This window comes from Brenneria alni, from assembly GCF_003666245.1.
Classification (GTDB): domain Bacteria; phylum Pseudomonadota; class Gammaproteobacteria; order Enterobacterales; family Enterobacteriaceae; genus Brenneria; species Brenneria alni.
The window spans coordinates 174,364-199,907 of record NZ_MJLZ01000002.1 but is presented as its reverse complement, the minus strand read 5'-3'; the positions used below and the strand labels follow the sequence as shown (position 1 = coordinate 199,907).

General features: G+C 52.4%; 26 protein-coding genes. 15 read left to right on the top strand and 11 right to left on the bottom strand.

The features are described from left to right. Nucleotides 1-42: 42 nt before the first annotated feature. The 5 genes from BIY29_RS02010 to BIY29_RS01990 all read left to right on the top strand — a co-directional run bounded on the left by BIY29_RS02010 (nucleotide 43) and on the right by BIY29_RS01990 (nucleotide 4,258). A complete protein-coding gene (locus tag BIY29_RS02010) occupies nucleotides 43-1,383 on the top strand; it encodes an acyclic terpene utilization AtuA family protein (RefSeq protein WP_121573292.1) in 1,341 nt (446 codons plus the stop codon). Further along, nucleotides 1,383-1,682 (top strand): AtuA-related protein, encoded by a 300-nt coding sequence (locus BIY29_RS02005; protein WP_121573290.1) that lies wholly within the window; start codon nucleotides 1,383-1,385, stop codon nucleotides 1,680-1,682. The genes BIY29_RS02010 and BIY29_RS02005 overlap by 1 nt, the downstream gene beginning before the upstream one ends. A gap of 82 nt (nucleotides 1,683-1,764) precedes the next feature. Beyond that, a complete protein-coding gene (gene atoD / locus BIY29_RS02000; protein WP_121573288.1) occupies nucleotides 1,765-2,421 on the top strand; it encodes an acetate CoA-transferase subunit alpha in 657 nt (218 codons plus the stop codon). Beyond that, nucleotides 2,421-3,068 carry a 3-oxoacid CoA-transferase subunit B gene (locus BIY29_RS01995; protein ID WP_121573286.1) on the top strand — a complete coding sequence of 216 codons (648 nt, stop codon included), beginning with the start codon at nucleotides 2,421-2,423 and terminating at the stop codon, nucleotides 3,066-3,068. Before atoD ends, BIY29_RS01995 begins: the two co-directional genes overlap by 1 nt. An 11-nt stretch (nucleotides 3,069-3,079) precedes the next feature. Further along, nucleotides 3,080-4,258: an acetyl-CoA C-acetyltransferase gene (locus BIY29_RS01990; protein WP_121573284.1), complete on the top strand. Its 1,179-nt coding sequence runs from the start codon at nucleotides 3,080-3,082 to the stop codon at nucleotides 4,256-4,258. Between the two features lie 205 nt (nucleotides 4,259-4,463). On the opposite strand, the gene BIY29_RS01985 is transcribed toward BIY29_RS01990, so the two are convergent. The 5 genes from BIY29_RS01985 to dapA all read right to left on the bottom strand — a co-directional run bounded on the left by BIY29_RS01985 (nucleotide 4,464) and on the right by dapA (nucleotide 9,925). After that, on the bottom strand, nucleotides 4,464-6,518 hold the full coding sequence (locus tag BIY29_RS01985; RefSeq protein ID WP_121573282.1) for a tRNA(Met) cytidine acetyltransferase TmcA: 2,055 nt from the start codon (nucleotides 6,516-6,518) through the stop codon (nucleotides 4,464-4,466). Between the two features lie 15 nt (nucleotides 6,519-6,533). Continuing rightward, entirely contained in the window at nucleotides 6,534-6,986 is a 453-nt protein-coding gene (locus BIY29_RS01980) for a DUF441 domain-containing protein (RefSeq protein ID WP_121573280.1), read from the bottom strand. A gap of 180 nt (nucleotides 6,987-7,166) precedes the next feature. After that, entirely contained in the window at nucleotides 7,167-7,880 is a 714-nt protein-coding gene (gene purC / locus BIY29_RS01975; protein ID WP_121573278.1) for a phosphoribosylaminoimidazolesuccinocarboxamide synthase, read from the bottom strand. Between the two features lie 112 nt (nucleotides 7,881-7,992). Further along, entirely contained in the window at nucleotides 7,993-9,030 is a 1,038-nt protein-coding gene (gene bamC, locus BIY29_RS01970; RefSeq protein WP_121573276.1) for an outer membrane protein assembly factor BamC, read from the bottom strand. Between the two features lie 16 nt (nucleotides 9,031-9,046). Beyond that, nucleotides 9,047-9,925 (bottom strand): 4-hydroxy-tetrahydrodipicolinate synthase, encoded by an 879-nt coding sequence (gene dapA / locus BIY29_RS01965; RefSeq protein WP_121573274.1) that lies wholly within the window; start codon nucleotides 9,923-9,925, stop codon nucleotides 9,047-9,049. A 360-nt stretch (nucleotides 9,926-10,285) separates the two neighbouring features. On the opposite strand from dapA, the gene BIY29_RS01960 reads away from it, so the two are divergent. From BIY29_RS01960 to bepA, 3 genes are all read left to right on the top strand, one after another. Continuing rightward, the gene (locus BIY29_RS01960) at nucleotides 10,286-10,882 is read left to right on the top strand and encodes a glycine cleavage system transcriptional repressor (RefSeq protein WP_205680296.1); all 597 of its coding nucleotides are present in this window, start codon (nucleotides 10,286-10,288) and stop codon (nucleotides 10,880-10,882) included. Beyond that, nucleotides 10,860-11,327 (top strand): thioredoxin-dependent thiol peroxidase, encoded by a 468-nt coding sequence (bcp, locus tag BIY29_RS01955; RefSeq protein ID WP_121573272.1) that lies wholly within the window; start codon nucleotides 10,860-10,862, stop codon nucleotides 11,325-11,327. Before BIY29_RS01960 ends, bcp begins: the two co-directional genes overlap by 23 nt. 197 nt (nucleotides 11,328-11,524) lie before the next feature. Then, nucleotides 11,525-12,988, top strand: a complete 1,464-nt coding sequence (gene bepA, locus BIY29_RS01945) for a beta-barrel assembly-enhancing protease (RefSeq protein WP_121573268.1) — start codon at nucleotides 11,525-11,527, stop codon at nucleotides 12,986-12,988. A gap of 43 nt (nucleotides 12,989-13,031) precedes the next feature. On the opposite strand, the gene BIY29_RS01940 is transcribed toward bepA, so the two are convergent. Next, nucleotides 13,032-13,970 carry a threonine ammonia-lyase gene (locus tag BIY29_RS01940; RefSeq protein WP_121573266.1) on the bottom strand — a complete coding sequence of 313 codons (939 nt, stop codon included), beginning with the start codon at nucleotides 13,968-13,970 and terminating at the stop codon, nucleotides 13,032-13,034. A gap of 173 nt (nucleotides 13,971-14,143) precedes the next feature. Here BIY29_RS01940 and BIY29_RS01935 point away from each other — a divergent pair, with 173 nt between their 5' ends. Then, nucleotides 14,144-14,596: an NADAR family protein gene (locus tag BIY29_RS01935; RefSeq protein WP_121573264.1), complete on the top strand. Its 453-nt coding sequence runs from the start codon at nucleotides 14,144-14,146 to the stop codon at nucleotides 14,594-14,596. Between the two features lie 55 nt (nucleotides 14,597-14,651). On the opposite strand, the gene BIY29_RS01930 is transcribed toward BIY29_RS01935, so the two are convergent. Together BIY29_RS01930 and BIY29_RS01925 are read right to left on the bottom strand one after the other, a co-directional pair. Next, nucleotides 14,652-15,506, bottom strand: coding sequence for an amidohydrolase family protein (locus tag BIY29_RS01930; protein ID WP_121573263.1), 855 nt, complete (start codon nucleotides 15,504-15,506; stop codon nucleotides 14,652-14,654). Further along, nucleotides 15,506-16,558 (bottom strand): substrate-binding domain-containing protein, encoded by a 1,053-nt coding sequence (locus tag BIY29_RS01925; protein WP_121573261.1) that lies wholly within the window; start codon nucleotides 16,556-16,558, stop codon nucleotides 15,506-15,508. Before BIY29_RS01925 ends, BIY29_RS01930 begins: the two co-directional genes overlap by 1 nt. Nucleotides 16,559-16,760: 202 nt before the next feature. Here BIY29_RS01925 and BIY29_RS01920 point away from each other — a divergent pair, with 202 nt between their 5' ends. The 4 genes from BIY29_RS01920 to BIY29_RS01905 all read left to right on the top strand — a co-directional run bounded on the left by BIY29_RS01920 (nucleotide 16,761) and on the right by BIY29_RS01905 (nucleotide 20,506). Then, the gene (locus tag BIY29_RS01920) at nucleotides 16,761-17,585 is read left to right on the top strand and encodes an ATP-binding cassette domain-containing protein (protein WP_121573259.1); all 825 of its coding nucleotides are present in this window, start codon (nucleotides 16,761-16,763) and stop codon (nucleotides 17,583-17,585) included. Further along, nucleotides 17,582-18,646 carry an ABC transporter permease gene (locus tag BIY29_RS01915; RefSeq protein ID WP_121573257.1) on the top strand — a complete coding sequence of 355 codons (1,065 nt, stop codon included), beginning with the start codon at nucleotides 17,582-17,584 and terminating at the stop codon, nucleotides 18,644-18,646. The genes BIY29_RS01920 and BIY29_RS01915 overlap by 4 nt, the downstream gene beginning before the upstream one ends. A 32-nt stretch (nucleotides 18,647-18,678) precedes the next feature. Beyond that, nucleotides 18,679-19,644 carry an ABC transporter substrate-binding protein gene (locus BIY29_RS01910; RefSeq protein WP_121573255.1) on the top strand — a complete coding sequence of 322 codons (966 nt, stop codon included), beginning with the start codon at nucleotides 18,679-18,681 and terminating at the stop codon, nucleotides 19,642-19,644. 70 nt (nucleotides 19,645-19,714) lie between these two features. Beyond that, on the top strand, nucleotides 19,715-20,506 hold the full coding sequence (locus BIY29_RS01905) for an SDR family NAD(P)-dependent oxidoreductase (RefSeq protein ID WP_121573253.1): 792 nt from the start codon (nucleotides 19,715-19,717) through the stop codon (nucleotides 20,504-20,506). A 103-nt stretch (nucleotides 20,507-20,609) separates the two neighbouring features. Here BIY29_RS01905 and hda read toward each other — a convergent pair whose 3' ends face one another. The 3 genes from hda to upp all read right to left on the bottom strand — a co-directional run bounded on the left by hda (nucleotide 20,610) and on the right by upp (nucleotide 23,395). Beyond that, nucleotides 20,610-21,317: a DnaA inactivator Hda gene (gene hda / locus BIY29_RS01900; RefSeq protein WP_121573334.1), complete on the bottom strand. Its 708-nt coding sequence runs from the start codon at nucleotides 21,315-21,317 to the stop codon at nucleotides 20,610-20,612. Between the two features lie 118 nt (nucleotides 21,318-21,435). Then, nucleotides 21,436-22,728: a uracil permease gene (uraA, locus tag BIY29_RS01895; protein WP_121573251.1), complete on the bottom strand. Its 1,293-nt coding sequence runs from the start codon at nucleotides 22,726-22,728 to the stop codon at nucleotides 21,436-21,438. 40 nt (nucleotides 22,729-22,768) lie between these two features. After that, nucleotides 22,769-23,395: a uracil phosphoribosyltransferase gene (gene upp / locus BIY29_RS01890; protein WP_121573250.1), complete on the bottom strand. Its 627-nt coding sequence runs from the start codon at nucleotides 23,393-23,395 to the stop codon at nucleotides 22,769-22,771. 416 nt (nucleotides 23,396-23,811) lie between these two features. Between upp and purM the strand changes: the two genes are divergently transcribed. Together purM and purN are read left to right on the top strand one after the other, a co-directional pair. Continuing rightward, nucleotides 23,812-24,849 (top strand): phosphoribosylformylglycinamidine cyclo-ligase, encoded by a 1,038-nt coding sequence (purM, locus tag BIY29_RS01885; RefSeq protein WP_121573248.1) that lies wholly within the window; start codon nucleotides 23,812-23,814, stop codon nucleotides 24,847-24,849. Beyond that, nucleotides 24,849-25,487, top strand: coding sequence for a phosphoribosylglycinamide formyltransferase (purN, locus tag BIY29_RS01880; protein WP_121573246.1), 639 nt, complete (start codon nucleotides 24,849-24,851; stop codon nucleotides 25,485-25,487). Before purM ends, purN begins: the two co-directional genes overlap by 1 nt. Nucleotides 25,488-25,544 lie beyond the last annotated feature (57 nt).

The window sequence follows — 25,544 nt, the reverse complement described above, 5'->3', positions numbered from 1 at the left end:
GATTACGACAACAGACACGTTTAATTACTAAAAGGTATTTCTATGAAAACTATCCGTATTGGTTCCGGGGCCGGCTACGCCGGAGATCGTATCGAACCCGCCGTTGAACTGGCGCAAAAAGGTGACATTCAATATTTGGTTTTTGAATGTCTGGCGGAACGTACCATCGCCATCGGCCAGAAACAGAAACAGCAGGATCCACAGAAAGGCTATAACGAACTGTTGGCTGACAGAATGCACGCCGTGTTGCCACTCTGTCTGGAGAAAGGGATCAAAATTATCACCAACATGGGTTCCGCCAACCCGGTTGCCGCAGGTCAGCGTGTGTTGGAAATCGCCAGGGAACTGGGGGCAAAACAGTTAAAAATCGCCGTTGTAACCGGTGACGATGTATATACCATGCTGCTCACCCACGATGCCCGTCTGGATGAGATTGGCAAGCCCATTTCCTCATGCGGCAAAGATATTATTTCCGCCAATGCCTATCTGGGGGCGGATGCACTGGTTGAAGCATTGCGTCAGGGCGCGGATATCATCATCGCCGGGCGTGTTTCCGACCCGTCTCTGTTCCTGTCCGCCATGATGTATGAATTCAACTGGGCTGCCGATGACTGGGATCGTTTGGGTAAAGGCACCTGCATCGGTCATCTGCTGGAATGTGCCGGTCAAATCACCGGCGGCTATTACGCCGATCCGGGCTTCAAAGACATTCCGAATCTGGATCGCCTCGGCTTCCCTATCGCGGAGATCACCGAAGATGGTTGCGCGGTAATTACCAAAGTCGAAGGTTCCGGCGGATGTGTCTGCGTCGATACCTGTAAAGAGCAGTTGCTATACGAGATCCACCGTCCGGATAGCTACACCACGCCCGATGTGATTGCTGATTTCAGCCATGTCACTTTCACTCAGGATGGCGAGGATCGCGTGCGTGTGCAGGGTGCCACCGGTCGGGAAAAAACCGACACGTTGAAAGTATCCGTCGGTTATCAGGATGGTTTTATTGGCGAAGGTGAAATCTCCTATGCCGGCCCTGGCGCTGTGGCACGCGGTCGTCTGGCGCTGGATATCGTTAAAAACCGTTTCGCCCTCTGCCAATTTGAACCGCAGGAAGTTCGTTACGATCTGATCGGCGTTGATGCCCTGCATGGCGCCCAGCGTTCACAGGACAGCCAGCCATACGAAGTGCGAGTCCGCGTGGCGGCTCGTTGCACCTCAAGAGCGCAGGCCGTCAAAATCGGTAATGAAGTCGAAACGCTTTATACCAACGGCCCTGCTGGCGGGGGTGGCGTCAACAAAGCCGTAAAAGAGATTTTGGCGATGGATTCCACTTTACTGTCTCGCGCCCTCGTAACGCCTGCCGCTGATTATCTGGAGATTAAATAATGAAACTGCGTGAAATTGCCCATTCCCGTACCGGGGATAAAGGAAATACCTCCAATATTTCTCTTATTGCCTACCATATTGAAGATTATGAATTGCTGAAAGAAAAAATAACCACAGAAAAAGTCAAAACGTGGTTTGCCGATATTGTTACCGGTGATGTTGTCCGCTATGAATTACCAGCCATCGGGGCATTGAATTTTGTTATGTACGGCGCATTGGGCGGGGGTGTAACCCGTTCATTGGCATTAGATATGCACGGTAAGGGATTAAGCTCCGCAATATTAGATATCGATATTTAATCATCATTCATCTCTGTTTACCGGCGGGTAATTTATTACCCGCTTTGGCCTCTCTCGGCCATTTTCATGGAGTTACAATACAATGAATAGCAAAATCATTGATGCCAGCCATTTCCGCTCATATTTATATGATGGAATGACTATTATGTTCGGTGGTTTTATGGGCGTCGGAACACCGAAATTATTAGTAGATGAAATCATTAAATCCGGCGTCTCTGATTTAACCATTATTGGTAATGATACCGGATTCGTTGATACCGGCGTCGGCCCGTTAATTGCCAATGGTCAGGTAAAGAAAGTCATCGCTTCGCATATCGGCACTAACCCGGAAACCGGTCGCCGCATGATTGCCGGCGAAATGGAGGTCGAACTGGTGCCGCAGGGTACGCTGGCCGAACGTATTCGCAGCGGTGGTGCAGGCTTAGGCGGTTTTTTAACGCCTACCGGCGTAGGCACGGTGGTCGAAGATAATAAACAAAAAATAACAATTGATAATATTGCCTATTTATTAGAACTGCCGTTAAAAGCGGATTTGGCTATTTTACAAGCCAGTATTGCCGACACCAGCGGAAACCTTATTTACAGACTCACCGCACGTAATTTCAACCCACTTATTGCACTCGCTGCCAGCAAAGTCATTGCGCAATGTGAGCAGGTTGTTCCGGTCGGACAATTAGCGCCGGAATGTATTGTCACCCCTGGCGCACTGGTCGATCACCTTTATCCGGGAGAAAAATAATGGATGCTAAAGAATTAATCGCCCGTCGGGTGGCATTAGAACTGAAAAATGGTGATGTGGTTAATTTAGGCATCGGCCTGCCGACGAAAGTCGCGAACTACGTTCCAGATGGTATTCAGGTTACCTTCCAATCTGAGAACGGCTTTCTGGGATTAGGCGCCATAACCACGCCCGACAGTGATCTGGTTAACGCCGGGGGGCAACCGTGCGGCATGGTGCCGGGCGCAGCCATGTTCGACAGCGCGTTTTCTTTTGCGTTAATCCGCGGCGGCCATGTGGATATTTGTGTGCTGGGCGGCCTACAGGTCGACGAGCACGGCAGCCTGGCTAACTGGATGGTGCCGGGGAAAATGGTTCCTGGTATGGGCGGCGCTATGGATCTGGTGGTCGGTGCGAAGAAAGTGATTATCGCTCTGGAGCACTGCGCCAAAAATGGCGATGCCAAATTATTACATCAGTGTACTTATCCTCTTACAGCAGTAAATAAAGTCAGCATGGTGGTTACCGAACTGGCGGTATTCCATTTTATTCAGCAACAAATGGTGCTGAGTGAAATCAGTCCTGATATTTCCGTGGAAGTATTGCGTCAAAAAACCGAAGCGGACTTTATTGTCTCCCCTGAATTACAACCGATGAAAATAGATTAATCGAGGCGACCATGAACGATTCCGTTGTTATTGTGAATGCCAAAAGAACCGCTATTGGCAAATTTGCCGGTAGCCTGGCAAATACGTCTGCTATTGACATGGCTTCCGCCACCATGCGTGACTGTCTGTCGGTATTACCGGATAACCTGACGATTGATGAAGTCATTCTGGGTAACGTGCTACAGGCGGGGCTGGGGCAGAACCCTGCGCATCAGGCTGGCATTGCCGCGGGTATCGCCATAGAAACCCCGTCATTTACGGTCAGTAAGGTCTGTGGCTCCGGCTTGAAAGCGGTTGCGCTGGGCGCCCAGTCTATTCTGTCCGGTGATAATCAGGTCTGTATCACTGGCGGTATGGAAAATATGAGCGCTGCACCCTATCTGCTGGAAAAAGCGCGTCACGGTTACCGCATGGGCCACGGCAAACTGATCGATATCATGATTCAGGACGGCTTGTGGTGCGCCTTTAATGATTACCACATGGGCACCACAGCGGAAAATATCGCGGAGCGCTACCATCTGACGCGAGAAGAGCAGGATCAGGTCGCGCTGGCATCGCAGCAAAAAGCGGTGGCGGCGATTGAAAGCGGTCGCTTCAAGGCGGAAATTACCCCGATATCACTGCGCAGCAAGAAAGAAATCCGTATTTTCGCGCAGGACGAATTCCCGCGTGCCGATACGACACTGGAATCACTGGCCAAGCTCCGTCCGGCCTTCTCTGCCGACGGCACCGTCACCGCCGGGAATGCCTCTGGTATTAACGATGCCGCCGCCACGCTCATACTGATGCGTGAGTCACAGGCAATACAGCAAGGTATTAAACCGCTGGCGCGGATCCGCAGTTGGGCCTCTGCTGGCGTACCGAGCGAAGTGATGGGGTTAGGCCCGATCCCGGCTACGCAGAAAGCACTCATCAAAGCGGGCCTGACCATTGGCGACATCGATTTAATCGAAGCCAATGAAGCCTTCGCCGCACAATATCTGGCGGTACAACGCGATTTACAGCTCGATCCAGAAAAAGTTAACGTCAACGGCGGCGCCATTGCACTAGGCCACCCTATTGGCGCCAGCGGCGCCCGTATTTTGGTCACGCTGGTTCACGCGCTGCACAGCTACGATAAAACGCTGGGGCTGGCAACGTTGTGTATCGGTGGCGGACAAGGTATCGCCATGATTATTGAGCGTATATGATTTTCAGTCGATTCACGCCAGAGTCAGGGGCAACACCGCCTGACTCTGGTAATCCACCCGTTATCTTGAACAAGATATTCCAGTTTTTACAACTAGATGAAACTTCTAATTTGGTTTAGTTGCAGAGACTCATGAGTGGTTTGCAGAAAAATACTAATGGATGGTTTTTGTTGACGTCCTATCCCAGACAGTAAACCACTTAGCGCTATCTATCCGAAATAAAGCGATTCTCCACCCATAACCGCCAGTGATAACACGCTTGTGCATCATACTGTTGCAGGGCGCTGGCGGTTTCTTCGCGCCAGCGTTGCAACAACGCTTTTTTCCCCGGCAGAGCGAGGGTTTTCACGCACTGTTCACTATTCAGCGGTTGCTTAACCAGCAGACCTAGCGCAGGCAGCGTTTGTGCGGAACCATGCACCAGCCGGGACAGCGCGGCAAAACTTGATTCCATCGGTCGACGGGCAAAAGCAAATCCAGCCAGCGTGCGCCAGTCCTCCTGATCCAGATCGGTCGTCTTATCCAGCGGTAATGGCAAATCCAGCGCAATCATCTGACGCAGCCAGAACCAGTCCCGCGCCAGTTGTCGTGTGCCCTGCGCCACCAGCGATTGACCTTCGGCGCTCAAAGGCAATAACGCCATTGCACTGTAGCAACCGCTGCTGGCTTCAAGATGGCTGCCGATGCGCACCAGTTGAAAGCCGCATGACCGCCAGAATGCCCACAGATCTGGCTGATAACCAAAACTGACTGACAGATAGTCCAATCCTTGTAATTGTGCAGACTGTTTTTGGTGCTCGATTAAGGTACGCCCTATGCCCTGTCGCCGGTAAGCAGCCGCTATCGCAATACGGCTGATGCGGCGGGAACGGCGCATCGGCGCAGTCCATTGCCCGGCATGTGCGGCCAGGGATTGCGCCACCAGATTGCCACGCGGACGTCGACGCCCGGCCCAAACTTCATGCGCCAGCTCTGCGGATAAGCCGCCTTCCTCCACCATCCACACCACACCACTTAACGCACCAGATATACTGGCGCTGCACACCTGCATACCGGGCGCGTCCAACAGGCGGCGTAAATCAAGGGGCGAGGTGCGATAGTGAGCGCTGCACAACAAAGCATAGCACTGCTGTAAACGCTGCGGCTGCCGTAGCCAATCGTCAGCGCTTTCTTCTCTGAGTTCGGGTACAGAGCGTGGTTGAACAGGCTTGGCATCGTCATATGACTCGGTAAACAACAGCGCATTATCCAGTACGCGTTCCAGCGGATCGTTTTTAGCCCAGCGTAAAGGTTCATCCAGGGTGAACGCTTGCCATTGCGGCAGTGACGCACAAAACTTCAGTAAGAAACCGCGCCCGGTGCCTTCATATCCCTGCACGGTGGTGGTCATCAAAATACGGGGAAAATGCGGTAGCAGCGCCGTCAGTACCGAAGAGGGAATAGCCGCCGCCTCATCGATCAACAGCCAGTCAACCGCAGGCAACGGATTAAGGCGGCAATATTCCAGCAATGCATCCGGCGCCCAGAATGGCGTATCCTCGCAGGCGTAGCGTTGCAATACCTCCGCCGCAGAGCGGGAGGGCGCGGTGATCCAGCACGTTGCCGTCCGGCACTGCGTCAACATACCCGCCAGCGCCGACTTGCCCCGGCCACGCGGAGCAGTGACCACATAAACGCCCGGCGGCGCAACACATAATTGTTGCAGAATGCGCCGTTGCTGGTTGGTCGGCGCTCCGCAGGCAGGCTGCCAATCCGCTCGGGAATGAAGCGGCCTGATGACCAACTTCTCCCCCTGATGCCAAATGGTTACCTCATCATCCGTCAGCAAATGCCGCTGAAGATGCCGGACAAAACGGGGGGTGGAGATGGGCTGAGGCTGCTCGCACCAGCGCAGGCTGTCTTTATCCGGTTGATTCACCCACGATTGCCATTCAGGCGCCAGCAGTATCAACCAACTCCCCGCCCGCAGCGTACCCGCCAGCATCGCCCACGCCTCCACATCCAGCCCCTGCCGGGCGTCAAATACCGCGTGGGTGAATTCCCGCCCAAGCAACGTGCGCACTTTGCTGGCAGGCAATGATGTCATACCGGGCGGCGCATAAGGGCCGATCCATAACCAGTCACCATCCAGTTGACGGCGGAAGGTTAGCGCCTGACTTTCACACCAGTCGGCTTCCCCGCTGAACACGATCAGACGGCGAACGCCGTCACGCAGTTGTTGGCGCTGGCTGTTGACGAAATCAGAAGAGACGCTGGCCATCGGTAGCGGAGACGATCAGGTTTTGCCGATAAGCAAAGAGAGCAAACCGGCGGCAATCAATGGCCCGACCGGAACGCCGCGGAACAACGCAACGCCCATCACCGTACCGACCAGCAGTCCGGCAACCACAGACGGTTGGTTACTCATCAGGGAAACGCCTCGTCCCCCTAACCAGGAAACCACGATGCCAATAACAATCGCCAGTAGCGATTTCCAGTGCAGAAAAGACTGTATCACCTCACTGGCGCTGATTTTTCCGCTGGCGATAGGGGCCATTACGCCAATGGTAAGGATGACGATGCCAATGCTCAGGCCGTATTTCTCCACCCACGGGAAATAGTTATTCAGCGGTGTAATGCGAACAGCCAGTAAAACCAGAATGGCCAGCGTAACGGTCATGTTATGGCTGATGATACCCAGTCCGGCCAGCACCAATAAAATTAACAGCGTCGGATCAAAATAGGCCATGAAAAATCCTTGCCCGTATAGCAGAAAATAAAATAGCGAGTTAGAGGGCGGAAATAATAGCACTAATAGGTAGTCAGAGCAGGATGATATCGGACATGAATATTAATCACGAATGAAAAGACGTATAGGTTGTCAGACCTATCTGGTATCTGACAACCCTGAACGGAAACGATTGCGCTGTTAGTCTAATTTTACGCCGAGACGATGTGCGACTTCTTCGTACGCTTCAATCAGGCCGCCGAGGCTTTGGCGGAAACGATCTTTGTCCATTTTATTCAGTGTGGCTTTATCCCACAGGCGGCTGCCGTCTGGCGAGAACTCATCACCCAGCACCACTTCACCGTTGAACAAACCGAATTCCAGTTTGAAATCCACCAGAATCAGGCCGGCATCGTCAAACAGTTTGCTCAGGACATCATTCGCCTTGTAGCTAAGTTCTTTCATGCGCGAGAGATTTTCTTCACTCACCCAACCGAATGTTTTGCAGTAAGACTCGTTGACCATCGGATCGTGCATGGCATCATTTTTCAGAAACAGGTCAAACAAGGGCGGATTCAGTACAATCCCTTCTTCAATACCCAGCCGCTTTACCAGAGAACCTGCGGCGCGGTTACGCACAACACATTCTACCGGCACCATCTCCAGTTTTTTCACCAGCACTTCATTATCCGAAAGCAGGCTCACCATTTGGGTCGGGATCCCTGCCTCTTCCAGTTTGCTCATGATGAAATGGTTGAATTTGTTATTCACCATACCCTTGCGATCAAACTGCTCAATGCGAGCACCGTCCCCTGCTGACGTATCATTGCGAAACTCCAGCACCAGCAGGTCAGGATCTTCGGTGGTGTAGACAGTCTTCGCCTTTCCACGATACAACTCAGCTAGCTTTTGCATCTTTATTACTCCACACAGTGAGGGCCAAACGCGCGCGGCCCGAGATTTAACGCCCAGATTGTTTAATAAAATTGTTTAATAAAGAAGGGCCGGATAATCCGACCCTTTTGAGTTACTTACTGAATGCCGCCTGGAATACCGACACCAGCGCATCGTTTTGCGACTGACTTAGCGTATGTCCTTTGGAATCAATAAATTGCAGGCTACTGCGGTTATCAAGATCGCCGACCTGCAATTTGTAATCACCGTTGGGAAGCTCAGGATTTTTCGCGCCTAACGCATCCCACGCGCTGCTGCCCGGCTCCTTGTAGGTGATGGCAACAGAACCCTGAGGACGGCTGCGATCGTTAACCGTCATACCGATTTTGTTCAAGGCCGCAGGCAAGCGTTCCCATACCAGAGTATAAGGCCCGCGCACCACCAACAGCGGCAAGCCGGTATCGTCGGCCCCGCTTTGTACATCCAGCGTGCCGCTGGTACGGTTTGCCAGCGCATTTTCACGTGCGGTTGCCTGGCTGTCCAATGACTCACTAATCGTATTCAGCATTAACCCCGTGTAGCGTTGAATTTGAGCAGGCTCAGTGACCGGATTATTCTGCTGCTGTAACGCCAGCAGTTTAACCACCAGCGCTATCTGATACCCTTGCTGCTGAACGGCTATCTGGTAACGGCCCTGATATTGCAGATCTTCATCCTGACGCGTCCAGGGGATCCAATCCGTCGTCAACGTCTGGTCAGCATCCTGGCGGCTGGCAATGGTGAAGCCTTTATCTTGTAAAATACCAACGACCTGAGACCAAAGCTGGCTGTTTTGCGCACTGTTTTCCAATAACAGCGTTGCCGTGCTACCCGAGATCTGGGGACGGGAACCATTCAACAAAGCCAATGGTTGCAGCGGCGGACGAATGTCCAGTTCTTTGCCTACAGCACCATTCAGGGTGACTCGCGGTATATCATAATCCCCGTTCTGCACCGGTAAAATCATACCGGACGGCGTATTCAGCGCTTTCTGCGCCGGCGTCTCCAGATAGGATTCATCGCCACTCACCTGACGCTTATAGCGCTGATCGCTGGAACAGGCAGCCAGCAACATCACTAACGATATGCCAACTACTTTTGCCACCATCGACTTTTGTAATGAATCAGTCATTAACTCTCCCTAACGGTTACAGCAAACCTGCTTGCTTCAGTGCGCGCTCCATCACCGCCCGACCTGAATCAGTCAGTGGTGTCATGGGCAGGCGAAGCGTATCGGTCGCCATGAGTCCCAATGCCTTACAGGCCCACTTCACCGGAATCGGATTGGGTTCAACAAATAATTTCTGATGCAACGGCATCAGGCGCTGATTTAAACGACGCGCTTCAACAAAATTGCCCTGCGCCGCCAGCTTGCAAAGCTCTGCCATTTCACGTGCGGCAATGTTCGCCGTAACGGAAATAACCCCTTTGCCGCCGAGTTGCATAAAGTCTAAACCGCTGGCGTCGTCGCCACTCAGCAGAATAAAATCTTCATTAACCAGCTCTTGGATCTGACTAACCCGACTTAAGTTCCCTGTCGCTTCTTTAACAGCCACAATATTTTTAACTTCGGACAGACGTGCGATCGTTTCCGGCAACATGTCACAACCGGTACGAGAAGGGACGTTATACAGGATTTGCGGCAGATCGGTATGCTCGGCAATCGCCTTAAAGTGTTGATACAACCCTTCCTGGGTGGGTCTGTTGTAGTATGGCGTCACAGTCAGGCAACCTACGACTCCAGAACCATGAAACCGTTTGGTCAGCGAAATGCCTTCTGCGGTGGCATTGGCTCCGGTTCCGGCAATCACCGGGATACGGCCATCGCTCAGTTCCAGCGTTGTCATGACCACATCACCATGTTCTTCATGGCTCAACGTGGCGGACTCGCCTGTTGTTCCGACAGAGACAATCGCCGATGTGCCGCTAGCGACATGATAATCAATAAGTTTTTTCAGGCTAGCACGGTCGACGGCGCCTTTGGCGTCCATCGGCGTAACCAGCGCAACAATACTTCCCGTAAACATTGGCCATCCCCTCCACAAACAAGTTCTTCATGGTACTTTTGACGTCTATGCAAAAGCAAGCGTACAACGGTGTTGTAAGCATTTGGCGCCGGTTTTTTATGGTGGGCTATCCCTGCCCGGCACCCTTCGGGCCGCCGCAAGCGGCGTTAAAAATTGCTCCCGGCATTTATTATGGCGGGCTATCCCTGCCCGCCACCCTCCGGGCCACCGCAAGCGGCGTTAAAAATTGCTCCCGGCATTTATTATGGCGGGCTATCCCTGCCCGCCACCCTCCGGGCCGCCGCAAGCGGCGTTAAAAATTGCTCCCGGCAATTTTTTATGTTTACCATGTTACTCTCACGGAGAAGTACAGGAAGCATAATTTTGCCAAGCTCACAAGAACACTATCTGGTTATCACCGCAGTGGGGGCTGATCGCCCAGGAATTGTTAATGCGATCACCCGTCACGTCAGCAGTTGCGGCTGTAATATCGAAGATAGCCGTCTTGCCATGCTGGGCGAGGAATTTACGTTTATCATGTTGCTTTCCGGCAGTTGGAACGCTATTACACTGATTGAATCTACCCTGCCGCTGAAAGGGGCGGAAATGGATTTACTGATCGTGATGAAACGAACGGAGTCACAGGCTCGTCCACCGATGCCATCCACCGTTTGGGTCAAAGTGGAGGTGATCGATTCACCACACATCATTGAGCGTTTCACCGATCTGTTTGACTCTCACCAGATGAACATTGCCGAATTAGTCTCTAAAACTCAACCCGCCGAGGGGGGGCAACCACCGCAGTTGTATGTTCAAATCACCGCGCACAGCCCTGCCATGTTGGACAGTTCAATTATTGAGCCAGCCTTTGATCAGCTATGTACAGAATTGAATGCACAAGGCAGTATTAGCGTCGTGAACTATCCACAGCATGAAGAGAAAGATGGAGAGAGTGATGAATACACTGAAAGCCGGTGATATCGCACCGAAATTTAGCTTGCCCGATCAGGATGGCGAACAAGTAAATTTAACCGACTTCCAGGGACAGAAAGTGTTGGTGTATTTCTACCCTAAAGCCATGACGCCAGGGTGTACCGTCCAGGCCTGCGGTCTGCGCGACAATATGGACGATCTGAAAAAATATGGCGTAGAAGTCATTGGCATCAGCACCGACAAACCAGAGAAGCTGTCCCGCTTCGCCGAAAAAGAGTTATTGAACTTCATGTTGTTATCTGACGAAGATCATCAGGTTTCAGAAGGGTTTGGCGTATGGGGTGAAAAAACCTTCATGGGGAAAACGTATGATGGTATTCACCGCATCAGCTTCCTGATTGATGAAAATGGCAAAGTGGAAAAGGTGTTTGATGATTTCAAAACCAGCAATCACCATGACATCGTTCTGGATTACCTGAAAACGGCCTGAGTTGTCGTTCCAACAATATCACCGGCACCTTGTATTAAGGTGTCGGTTTGCATGTTCGCCTTTCTGGGCGCCCAAAAGGCTATATCCCCTGCCTGCACCACGATTTTCCCGTATAAATATTTCTTTGTGCGCCACTGCTGGCTAAGATGGTTAGCAAAGCGCTTCACTGTTGGTTGTTGATAAGGTCGTTTTCCGTCATGTCTAACCGGTTAAGAAAAACGGTCATTTCCGTCCTGTTAGGAACGATGCTGACCGGTAATATGCTTCCTGTACAGGCCGAGATCCAGGATCGGCTGCCAGATATCGGCACGACTGCCGGCGGCACCCTCAGTATCAATCAGGAACTCGCCATGGGGGATTTTTATGTCCGTCAATTGCGATCAGGCGCACCGCTGATCAACGATCCCCTACTGACTAATTACATCAATCAATTAGGCAATCGGCTGGTAAAACAGGCTGATTCTGTACGCACCCCGTTTCACTTTTTCCTGATCCGCAACGATGATATCAACGCCTTTGCCTTCTTCGGCGGCAACGTGGTGCTGCACTCAGCCCTATTTCGCTACGCGGACAATGAAAGCGAGCTGGCTTCCGTATTAGCGCATGAAATTTCGCACGTAACGCAACGCCATCTGGCACGCACCATGGAGTCACAACAGCGTAATGCGCCGCTGGCCTGGGTAGGCGCGCTGGGCGCTATTCTGCTGGCAATGGCCAATCCTCAGTTGGGTATGGCGGCCCTTAGCGGAACGATAGCGGGCGCGCAGCAGGGAATGATTACCTTCACGCAGGCCAACGAACAGGAAGCGGATCGTATTGGCCTTCAGGTGCTACAGCGTGCTGGCTTCGACCCACATGCCATGCCGAATTTCCTGCAAAAACTGGCTGATCAGTCACGATATACATCGAAACCACCGGAAATATTGCTCACTCACCCCTTGCCTGAAAGCCGTCTGTCCGATGCCCGCAACCGCGCCAATCAGATGCGCGCCACGCCGGTGCAATCCTCGCAGGATTTCCTGTTTGCCAAAGTGCGCACCTTTGGCATGTATGGTTCAGCAGAAAGACCGTTGAGCGATGACTTACTGGATGCCTGGGCAAAGGGAAACGTACGTGAGCAACTGGCGGCCAAATACGGTCAGGCGATCCGTTTTTATCAGGCCAAAAAATACGATGAGGCGCGCAAGGTGTTGCAGCCCTTGCTGGACAGCGCCCCTGACAACCCCTGGTTCCTGGATTTAATGACCGACATCGATCTGGGGCAGAACCGCGCCGCACAGGCGATCGCCCGGCTGCAAAAAGCACCGGGGGTACAGACTAACCCTGTGCTCCAGCTCAATCTGGCCAACGCCTACGTTGAAGGGAAACAACCTGCCGCCGCAAGCAAAATTCTCTATCGCTACACCTACGCCCATGCAGACGATCCCAACGGCTGGGATTTGCTGGCTCAGGCCTCAGCCGCTCAGGGATCGCGTGCGGAAGAATTATCCGCCCGTGCTGAAAGCCTGGCGTTGAACGGGCAGCTCGATCAGTCTATTCGTTTACTGAGCAACGCCAGCTCACTGGTAAAACTCGGTAGTCTGGAACAGGCACGCTACGACGCCCGTATCGATCAACTGCGCCAGTTGCAGCAACGCTTCCGTCAGTACCAAAAATCCTGACGCTGCGGATAACTGTCCTCCGATATCGGCAGGAAAATCATAATCAGCCGATCCCTTCCTGACCCGAACCGCATACCAGGGCGCAGGCCTTAATACCAGGTTGCTGACGGACTTTACCGGCACGTAACGCCGCTGCCGCTGCCGCTCCGCTGAGGTCGGCGGCCAGACCGGTTTCAAACCACAACCAGCGAGCGGCCTCAAGCATTTCCTGATCCGAAACCAGTACGATCTCATCCACCGATTGCCGCACCACGTCAAAGATAGACTGATCGGTACGACCACAAGCCATCGTGGCGACAGCCGTCGTAATCTCAGGCAGAGTAACAACCTGCCCGGCCTGCAAACTGGCGTACAAAGTCGGCGCCCCTTCCGGTTCAATGCCGATAATGCGCACGGCGGGTTTTAACGCCTTTAAGGCGGACGCTATCCCCGATATCAGCCCACCGCCGCCGATAGCCACCAGAATCACATCCAAATCCGGCAATTCGTTGAGTATTTCAAGCGCCAGAGTCCCCTGACCAGCCATTACCGCCGGATTGGCAAAAGGATGAAAATAGGCGCATTGATGTTCGGCGGCAAATGCCAGTGCGCTGTTGTTGGCCTCGTCCCAGACGCTGCCCTCCACTTTTACCGTCGCTCCCCACGCGGCGAGTTTGATTAATTTTGCCTCACTGGTGGTGCGGGGAACAAAAATAGTCGCCGGCACGCCAGCCATAGATGCGGCACGCGCCACCGCCAGGCCATGATTGCCGCCGGATGCGGTAACGATACCGCGTTGTATTTCCGTATCAGGCGTCGTCAGTAAACAGTTGGTTGCCCCGCGAACCTTAAATGAACCTGTAGGTTGCAGGCATTCAAGTTTAAGCCACAGTTCCGCCTCGGTGATTTTTTTCGATACGCAAGTCGCTTGCAACAAAGGGGTTTGTCTGATGTATGGCGCAATACGTTCAGCCGCATTTTTTATATCGGAAAGAGAAATCATTCTGTACCCTTATGGGAAAGTAATCGATTACGTTGCCTCATTTATGCATAGAATCAGAAGTGTTGACAAGTACGATGCACATTCTCTTCAATGGTTGCAACAATGACCCACATCCAGGGAAAATTTTCGCCAGCATTAATTTATTTTAATAATCAATAAGTCAGGTAAACCTAATGAATGATATCCATTTTTATGATCCCCGCCACGGAGAATATTGCATATTCAGCAACTTACATCCCCGTCCCGTGGTATTTAATGGCGAGGAGTATGCCACGCCCGAACATGCCTATCAGGCGGCAAAAGCACGGCATCCGGTAATGCGTCGTTGGTTGATGCAGGCGCCAACCCCGGAGATGGCGGCGATTTGCGGCGATGCGCTAACCGAGCAGGAAACCGTTCCCGGTTGGGCTGAACATCATATTTCGTTAATGACCGCACTGGTACAGGCTAAATTTGACCAGTCGCCGGATTTTAAAGATCTGCTATTGTCCACCGGCGAACGTCGATTAGTGGAATGGTCGCCGGTGGATAACGAAATTGCCCGTTTTTGGGGGGAATATCAGGGTGAAGGCGATAACAGGCTGGGGCATATACTGATGTCGCTACGCGCCGCCTACCGCCGCTAATTCCCGTGAGTGCTTCCATCATCGTTATTCACCGCTCTGCCCGGCTAATGCGTGCTTACCCCAGACGGTATGTGCGCGTGGCATTTTCGCAATAAAATTGTCGAAGCTCATGCTCGCTGCTACCGCGTAATATCTCATCCATGATATTGACCCAGCGGCTATAATCGATAGCCATATTCATCACCGGCCAGTCACTGGCGAAGATGATTTTTTCAAAACCAAAATGCTCAATCACGTGGGCGATATAGGGTCGGATTTCATCCACCGTCCAGTTCTGGTGATGGGCTTCGGTCGCCACGCCGGTAATTTTGCACACAACATTCGGCAATGCCGCTATCGCTTTGATTTCACTCATCCAGGGTTCTTTCAAACCCGTGGCAATACCCGGCTTGGCAATATGATCAAGGATAAAATTCACCTCTGGGCAGCGCCGCACCAGTTCGGTTGCGCTGGCCAGTTGATCGTGGCGGATACACAGATCAAAACTCAGGTCAAAACGTGCCAGACGCCGGACGCCTTTAATAAAACCCGGGCGCAAACAATAATCGGCATCCCGGTGATACTGAATAAGACGACGGATGCCATGCACCGTGCCGATTGCCGACAGACGTTCCAGCTCCGCTTCCACAGCAGCCCCGCTTTCCACCGCCGCCGACGCCACCAGCGCCGCTATACGCGGTTCCGAACCAATGAGTTTTTCAACAAACCGAACCTCATCCAGCCGTTGTTCGTCTGCGACGTCCACCTCGACAAACACCAGTTTCTCCACGTCGACGCCCCGGCTGGCGCGGGTAAAATCATCAGGCAGATAACTTCCCTGAATCGCCGGTACAGCGGTAAGCCAGGGATAATTGAGTTGCTGTTGATCGTAAAAATGCACATGGGCATCAACCAGTGGAAAATTGGGCATTATTTTCTCTCCGTCACGGAAGGTATTGATAGCGAAGGTGGAGATGCGCTGTCCCGAATAATCAATTCTGTGTTGAGTACGATCCTCTCCGGCGATAAAGGTTGTTCACTTAGCAATGTATTCAGTAAACGTTGCGCCGCAATGATGCCCAGTTGATATATCGGTTGGCTGATGGCGGTAATGGCTGGTTTAAAAATCGGATACCATTCCATGTCATCAAAGCCGATTAGCGAAAAATCCTGCGGAATAGTGAATCCCTGCGCCAGAATTTCACTCAGCGCGCCGATGGTCATCAGATTGTTGGTGGCGAAAAAGGCAGTGATGGAGGGGGCCTGCCTGATAAGCGTTTTAATGGCATGGCGTCCACCCAAATAGGTGGAATCACTGGAAAAGATAAGATCCTCGCAAATCGCGATGCCCCTGGCATTAAACGCTTCCCGGTATCCCTCAAGCCGCTCCTGATCGAACGAAGCCTGCTGTTTACCGGTGATGATGGCGATATTCCTGTGGCCGAGATCAATCAGATAATCTACTGCTTTTTTGGCGGCCTGCTGGTTATCCACCACAACGGTATCAACCGGGACATCTTTAAGCTCAGTATCAACCAGTACGATATGCATACCCCGCGCTACGGCATCGAGGATATGGTCATTCTTGCTGGCTGAACTGGACATAATCACCGCGTCGACCTGTTTTTCCATCATCAGTCGCAGCAGTCTTTTTTCTTCCGTAACGTCGTTGTCGGTATTGGCCAATAACACGCTGAAACCCTCAGATTTCAGAGTATTTTCCACGCCCCGCGCCAGACCGCCGAAAAAAGGGTTGGAAATATCGGCCAGAATCAGACCTACCGAAAAGGTTTTCTCTTTGCGCAGACTGGCCGCTACGGAATTGACCACATAGCCCAGACGCCTGGCCGCTTGCAACACACGCTCGGCGGTGGCTTCCGACGTCGCGCCTTTAAATCCCGCCAATACACGGGATACGGTAGCCGACGATACCGCGGCTTCCCTGGCGACATCCTGCATGGTAATTTTCTTTTGCCCCTTCACTCAATGTCTCCTGTGTGAATTAACGTCACAGCGTGGCAAACCTAAAATCGGCAAACCGAACGAGTCCAATACATAAATTATAATAATGCTTGACAGTTCAATTTCCCGTCAGTAATTATAGTAACGTAATCGATTACGTTAATCGATGTTCTTAACGGTGTTTCTTTCAGACTTTTTCACCCACCAGTACAGGGGCCTGAAAATGCAAAACGACCACACTGAACTGTCATCATCGTTAGCAGCGGGTGATACTTTCGGTCTGACGCAGCAGCGGCAAACTGCTCTGGAAGCCATCAATATCGTTAAGAATTTCGGTTCCTTAAACGTACTACGCGGCGTATCGATATCCTTGTTTCGCGGTGAAATCACCGCAGTGGTCGGAGATAACGGCGCAGGGAAATCAACCTTCATGAAGGTTCTGTGTGGCGAGCATATTCCCGACCAGGGACAACTGTGCATCAATGGCAAAGAAGTCCGGCTGCGCTCCACGCAAGATGCTCAACATTATGGCATCGAAACGGTTTATCAGGATCTGGCGCTGGCGCCTGATCTGTCGGTGGCGGAAAACGTCTTTCTGGGCCGTGAGTTGAAAGCCCCCGGCTGGCGCGGCGTGCTTGGCATGTTGGACCGCAAATCCATGCTCGACAGCACGACGGATACGCTCAGTGAATTGGGCGTGAAGCTGAAAACCTACCGGGCAACCGCGCAAAGCCTTTCCGGCGGGCAGCGTCAGGGCGTTGCCATTGCCAGGGCGATAAAATGGGCACGCCACGCGATTTTGCTCGATGAGCCTACCGCGGCGTTGGGTTCCCGTCAGCGCGATATGGTTTATCAGGCGATTCGGGTCGCCGCCGGTCGCAATCTTGCCGTTCTGCTGATTTCGCATGATTTGCCGCAGGTGCTGGAAATTGCTGACCGTATTGTCGTTATGCGCCAGGGAGTAGCCATTGCCAACCTGACGCCGTCTCAGGTCACGGTACGCGATATTGTTGACGTTATGCTTGGCGCAAAGGAGAGCACAATATGAGTACGGTTCCCGAGCAGCACCCACCCGCTGCGCCACAGCATGATCACGGTGACAACTCAACCTGGTTTTCGCGGTTGACTGATGCGACCTCCTTTTGGATGTTATTGATATTATTGAGTATGGTGGCGGTTTTTTCGCTGATTTCCCCCAATAATGCTTTTTTTAGCGTGAGCAATTTTTTCACTATCGCCCTGAATGCGTCACAGTTGGTGCTGCTGGCGGTGGGAATGACCTTTCTATTGGGCGCACGTGAATTTGACCTGTCGATCGGCGCCAATGTTGTGCTTTCTTCGATTTTAGCGGCAAAAACTATTACCGCTCTCGCTGGAAGCGCTGATGAGGTGGCCATGGGCGAGTATCCACATCTGCCTGTGGCTATCGTCTGCAGCATTTTGGTCGCCATACTGAGCGGAGTAATATTTGGTACTGTCAATGGGCTACTGGTAACCCGCCTTAAGCTGAGTTCGTTTTTGGTTACGCTGGCCACGACGACTATCGGGCTGGGCATTGCGCTGGTGATAACCCACGGCGCGAACGTGCCCAATATCCCGCGTACGTTGCAGACTTCTTTTGCGACCTATCGCATCGCTGGCCTGATCCCGCTGCCAGTGGTGTTATCGTTAACCATTGTGTTCTTACTCTGGTTTGTGTTGGCGAAAACCCGCTTTGGCATACATACGCTGGCGGTAGGCTCTTCGGCGAATGCAGCCCAGCGGGCGGGGATTGATGTCATGAGTCACAAGCTGGTCTTATTCAGCTTAATGGGGCTGCTGTGCGGTATTGCCGCCATGTTGGATATTTCCCGATTCGCCACCACCAATATCGGCGGACACCAGACCGATAGCTTACAGGCCATAGCCGCTGCGGTTATTGGCGGAACCAGCCTGTTTGGCGGCATTGCCTCGGTGCAGGGAACCCTTATCGGAACCCTGATCCCGGTGGTATTAAGTACAGGGCTCGTCATTATGGGACTGGATTCCTTTTATCAGTTAATTGTTGTCGGGTTCATAGTCATTGTGGCCGTTTATATCGATCAACGTAATCGTCAGCGCAGTCTTTAACTTATTTATCGTCACGCATAAGGAAGTCAGCAATGAATATTCGTTTAGCTACGCCACTTGCTGCATTATTAGCGTCTTTATCGGTATCCGCCCTGGCGGAACAACCGGTTTCGGTGGCATTTTTGCCCGGACAGGTAGGGATCCCATTCTATTCCACCATGCAGTGCGGCGCCGAAAACGCAGCAAAGGAATTTAACGTTAAATTAAGCTGGAACGGGCCGCCGGATTGGGATATCTCGTTGCAACAGCCGTTTATCGATGCGGCGCTGCAACTCAATCCCAACGCCATTGTCCTTGCGCCCACCGATGGAAATGCCTTGATAAATCAGGTCAAAAACCTGGAAGCCAAAGGTACGCCAGTGATTACCGTTGATGCGCCGCTGAATATGCCGGTAGAAACGCAAAGCATCCAGTCCAATCACTATCTGGGCGGCGTTGCGGCGGCCAAAGCCATGTCGGAAATCGCCGGTACAAGCGGGGCCTTTCTGGCCGTTGGAATGAGGCCCGGCCTGCCGGATATTGATGCCAGAGTGAAAGGGTTTGTCGATACCTACGGCAAAGAATTTTCCAACGCCAAGCTGCTGCCGGTGATTTACCCGGAGACCAGTTCGACCAAGGCGGCCCAGCAAGTTGCTGCGGCCTTGCAGGCCAACCCGGATTTAAAAGGGATTTATGTTACCCACTCTGCTGCGGCGACAGGCGCATCCTCGGCCATTATAGAAGCCGGTAAGCGCGGTACGGTAAAACTGATTTCGTTCGACGGCGATCCACAACAGATCCGTGATTTAAAAGATGGGATCTATGATGCGCTGATAATCCAGCAACCTTACGAAATGGGTTATCAGGCGGTGAAACTTGCGGCACAACTGGTACGTAAGCAAATTAACCGCGACGCCGTCCCTCATGACAACTTGCTGCCTTTTGTCATTGCGACAAGAGAAAATATGCAAGACCCTGAAGTTAGTAAATATTTTTACCAAGTAAGTTGTAAAAAATAAGAAAGAGATCGTCAGTTTTTAATAAAAAATAATAATGCTAATTTTTGCGTCCTCACCAGGGAACTCTAAAATGGAAAGTAGTTTAAATAATCGTGTTGCTATTATTGTCGGTGCGGCCAAAGGTATTGGCGAAGCTGTCGCTCGTCGTTTTGTCGAGCAAGGCGCGTCAATTATCCTTGGTGATATTGATTCCGAACGCGGGCAAAGGACTGCCCAAATATTAGGCAACGATAAAGCAGTATTTCAGTATGCCGATGTTGCAAGCAAACAGGATATGGACAGTCTGGCCGAGTTGGCGATCAGCCGCTATGGCCGATTGGATATTCTGGTGCAAAACGCGGGCATCTACCCTTCCTGCCTGCTCGAAGATCTGTCGCTGGAGCAATGGCAGCATGTTTTAGCCGTGAATTTAACCGGCACCTTTCTGGCAATGCAGGCCTGTTTGCCAGCTATGCGTGCAGGCCACGGCGGAAAGATGATTTTCACCTCGTCCATTACCGGCCCGAAAGTGGCCAACCCCGGCGTCGGGGCTTATGCGGCGAGCAAAGCCGGCATCAATGGGCTTATCCGCTCCGCCGCGCTTGAGTTCGCGCCTTATGGTATTACGGTTAACGGTATTGAACCGGGCAATATCATCACCGAAGGCCTGACCGACGGACGTAGCCCGGAGTTTATCAGTAATATGGAAAAATCCATTCCACTGGGCCGGTTGGGAAAACCCGATGACGTCGCCGGTGCGGCGCTTTTCCTGGCTTCAGATAGCGCATCCTATATAACCGGCACAACTATTGTGGTGGACGGCGGGCAGATACTGCCGGAAAGCCTCGATTTTAACGACCGATCGCAGTTCTTCGCTTCATAAAAACCTACCCACCAATAAATCATCGTCTCTTTTCAGGGCGATGATTTAGTGCCTCTATCGCGTCTGCCTGAACAGGCAATGGGGATGCGTTAAGATCCCCGGCTTACAACCCGAGGATCTCTTTCACAAAGGGAATGGTCAATTTGCGTTGGGCAGTGATTGACGCATGATCGAGCTGATCCAGCGTCATGAAAAGCGTGCGCATTTCACGATCCAGACGTTTAAGCAGAAAACGGCTGACGTCTTCAGGTAGCTCGAACCCGCGCAGTTTGGCCCTCAATTGCAACGCTTCGCCTTTTTCTTCATCTGACAACGGCTGGAGCTTATAAATCTGCCCCCAGTCAAGCCGGGAAGAGAGATCGGGCAAATGCAGATTGAGCTGACGGGGAGGACGATCACCCGTGATAAACAAACGGGTATGCCCGGTTTCCTGAATGCGGTTATAGAGATTGAACAGCGACATTTCCCAGGCTTCATCACCCGCGATTGATTCGATGTTGTCGATACAAACCAACGCCAGTTGTTCCATACCATCCAGCACTTCAGGCACGAAATAGGCGCGTTTATCGAGAGGCACATAGCCAACCGCCTGACCGTGACGGGATAAATCGGCACATGCCGCGTGCAGCAGGTGGCTGCGCCCGCCCCCTTCCCGCGACCAGAAGTAAATATAACTGCCATGCTCCTGACGCAAAGCACTGGTCATCGCGGCGAGGAGAGACGTGTTTTCTCCCGGATAGAAACTGGAAAACGTTTCGTCATCAGGTAAATAAAGTGGCAATGAAAGCTGTGCCGGCGTGTTCAGAAGCACCTCTTGCAAACTGGCAGGAAACGAATTGAGTCTACCACAGAAACCTGGGCCTGTTGAGCACGCCAGTAACGGCCCAACAGGATGACGATCAGCAGACTGAAAGCGATGAACCCCCGCATTAACGCCGGGTCAGTTGATCCGTTTCCGGCGCATCAAGAATCACTTCTTCGCTGCGCAATAGGCTAATCACCTTAAACAGCAGACTCATACCGATACCCACCACCGTCGCCAGCGCCATGCCTTTCAGTTCAGCCGCCCCCAGATGAACTTTAGCGCCGCTGACGCCAATAATCAGGATAACAGAGGTCAAAATCAGGTTTTGAGCCTTGTTATAATCGACTTTGGATTCAATCAGCACACGGATGCCGGAAGCGCCAATCACTCCATACAGCAGCAACGATACTCCCCCCATGACCGGAACCGGTACGGCCTGAATAGCCGCCGCCAGTTTGCCGACGCAGGAAAGCAGGATCGCCAGAATCGCCGCGCCGCCGATAACCCAGGTGCTGTACACTTTGGTGATGGCCAGTACGCCGATGTTTTCACCGTAGGTGGTATTTGGTGTAGAACCGAAGAAGCCCGACAACACGGTAGAAATACCATTGGCAAACATCGAGCGGTGTAACCCCGGTTCACGCATTAAATCTTTCTTCACAATGTTGGCCGTCACCACCAGATGCCCGACATGTTCAGCGATCACCACCAGCGCAGCCGGTAATATGGTCAGAATGGCAAACCATTCAAAACGCGGGGTATAAAACGTCGGTAGTGCAAACCAGTGCGCCTGACCGATCGGCGCAAAATCCACCACACCCATCGCAAATGACAGCGCATAACCCGCCAGCACGCCAATCAGGATCGGGATAATGGCCAGAAAACCCCGAAACAACACTGAGCCCAAAATCGTCACCACCAGCGTAACCAGTGAAATCGTCACCGCGGTGCTATCTACAGACGCGCCGTCAGCAGGTAATAACCCGGCCATGCCCGCAGCCACGCCAGCCAGCTCCAGACCGATAACGGCAACAATCGCCCCCATCGCCGCCGGGGGGAACAAGATATCCAGCCAGCCTGTACCTGCTTTTTTGACGATCAGCGCCACCAGACAGAACAGCAGGCCGCACATAATAAAGCCGCCCAGCGCCACCTCGTAGCCCAGAGGCAACAGCAACAATACCGGCGAAATAAATGCAAAACTGGATCCCAGATAGGCGGGAATTTTCCCTTTACAGATAAACAAATAGATCAAAGTACCAATACCGTTAAACAACAGTACGGTAGCCGGGTTAATTTTGAACAGAATTGGTACTAATACGGTGGCGCCAAACATCGCAAACAGATGTTGGAAGCTCAGTGGGATGGTTTGTAATAAGGGTGGACGTTCGCTTACCCCGATGGCGCGACGAGTCATCTTTGTATCCTCTGTAAAGTGGCTATTTGCAGCCTGGCGGTTATTTGGTACCAAATATCTTATCGCCCGCGTCGCCCAGGCCCGGCATGATATAACCCTGTTCATTGAGGCCTTTATCGATCGCCGCAGTGTAGAGTTCGATATCCGGGTGCGCTTTTTCCAGCGCAGCAATCCCTTCGGGAGCCGCAACCAGCACCAGTACCTTAATGCTGCGGCAACCCGCTTTTTTCAGCAGGTCGATAGTGGCAATCATTGAACCGCCGGTGGCCAGCATCGGGTCAACCACCAGCGCCATCCGTTCTTCAATATTAGAAACCAGCTTTTGGAAGTACGGCACAGGTTCCAGCGTCTCCTCGTTACGGTAGATACCGACAACGCTGATACGGGCGCTGGGCACATTTTCCAGCACGCCGTCCATCATCCCCAAACCGGCGCGTAGGATCGGCACAACGGTAATTTTTTTGCCTTTGATTTGATCGACTTCAACCGGGCCACACCAACCATTAATGGTCACTTTTTCAGTCGCCAAGCCAGCTGTTGCTTCATAAGTCAACAAACTTCCCACTTCGGAAGCCAACTCACGAAAACGTTTGGTACTAATATCGTGCTCACGCATCAGTCCCAGTTTATGTTTGACGAGCGGGTGCTTTACCTCAACGATCTTCATCAGTATTCTCCCTAGAAAGTGGACGGTCAAAAAAACGCCGTTTGCGGCGGCCCGCAGGTGGTGGGCAGGACGCCCGCCATAAAAAAAACACCGGGAGCGTTTTTTAACGTCACGAAGTGACGGCCCGCAGGGTGGCGGGCAGGACGCCCACCATAAAAAAATCGCCGGATTATACCGCTTTTTTGGCGCAGAGGCATACGATTAAGCCTGATCCAGATCAACCCACGCGTGATGCAGCCAATAGATTTCGAGGTGCGGGAAAGGGACAACTTGAAAGGTGGCGGGTAGAAGGAAAAATGGAAGCGCGACGACACATTACTCGCAAACGTTTGCTCTCGCTGTTAGAATTAGCGCGCTCCAATATTTAACCACCCTTGTTTTTAACCACAAATTGTAACCTCCGTGGGGACTCCGCAGTGACCGACAAAACCTCTCTCAGCTATAAAGACGCAGGCGTGGATATTGATGCTGGCAATGCATTGGTAGACCGCATCAAAGGTGTAGTGAAACAGACCCGCCGCCCGGAAGTCATGGGTGGTCTGGGTGGTTTCGGCGCCTTGTGCGCCTTACCGCAAAAATACCGTGAACCGATCCTGGTTTCCGGCACTGACGGAGTCGGCACCAAGCTACGTCTGGCAATGGATCTCAAACGTCACGACACCATTGGTATTGATCTGGTCGCCATGTGCGTTAATGATCTGGTGGTTCAAGGCGCTGAACCCTTATTCTTTCTGGATTATTACGCGACGGGCAAGCTGGATGTCGACACCGCCGCCAGCGTGATTGCCGGTATCGCAGAAGGCTGTAAGCAATCCGGTTGTGCTCTGGTGGGGGGCGAAACAGCGGAAATGCCGGGCATGTATCACGGCGAAGATTATGACGTTGCCGGTTTCTGTGTTGGCGTGGTCGAGAAATCTGAAATCATTGACGGCAGCAAAGTGCAGTCGGGCGACACGCTGGTTGCCCTTGCTTCCAGTGGCCCCCATTCAAACGGCTACTCTCTGGTGCGCAAAATTCTGGAAGTCAGCAAAACTGACCCGGCTCAGGTTAAGCTGGAAGGAAAACCTCTGGCTGATCACTTACTGGCGCCGACTAAAATCTACGTTAAGTCAATTCTGTCACTGATTGAAAAGGTTGAAGTTCACGCCATTTCTCACCTGACGGGCGGCGGTTTCTGGGAAAATATCCCACGCGTGCTGCCAGAAGGTATGCAGGCAACGATTGACGAATCGAGCTGGCAGTGGCCAGCGGTCTTTGACTGGTTGCAACAGGCGGGTAATGTCAGCCGTCACGAAATGTATCGTACTTTTAACTGTGGCGTGGGTATGATCATCGCGCTGCCGGCCGCACAGGCAGATGAGGCCGTTGCTCTGCTAAACGGCAGTGGCGAAACGGCATGGAAAATCGGTATCATTAACCACACCGATACCGGAGATACAGTGGTCATTAGCTGATGAAAAATTTCGTTATTTTGATATCAGGACAAGGAAGCAACCTGCAGGCGTTGATAGACGCCTGCAAGCGCGGGCGTATTAAAGGAAAGTTGGCGGCCGTGTTCAGCGACAATCCTGAAGCCCACGGCTTGCAGCTTGCTCAGGATGCGGATATACCGGTACATGCCATTAGCCCGGAAGGGTTTGCCGATCGGGCCGCCTATGACGCGGCGATGGCGCAGGAAATAGAACAATATGAACCGGCGCTTATCGTACTGGCAGGCTATATGCGGGTTCTCAGCCCCGATTTTGTCGCGCAGTTCGCCGGTAAAATGCTCAATATCCATCCCTCGTTGTTACCTAAATACCCCGGTCTGCACACCCATCGTAAAGCGCTGGAAAGCGGTGATGCGGTGCATGGCACGTCAGTGCATTTTGTAACCGACGAACTGGACGGCGGGCCGATAGTCCTACAGGCCAAAGTCCCTGTCTTCACCGATGATACGGAAGAAAGCCTGAAGATACGCGTCCAGACACAGGAACACGCCATTTACCCGATGGTGGTTGGCTGGTTTCTTTCTGGCCGGCTGAACATGCGGGACAATCAGGCCTGGTTGGATGGCGTGCGGATCCCTGCCCAGGGTTATGCCGCTGAATAATGGCTTATATTGCACACCCATACCGATAACCAGCCAGGGTGTGCATCTACGACTTTT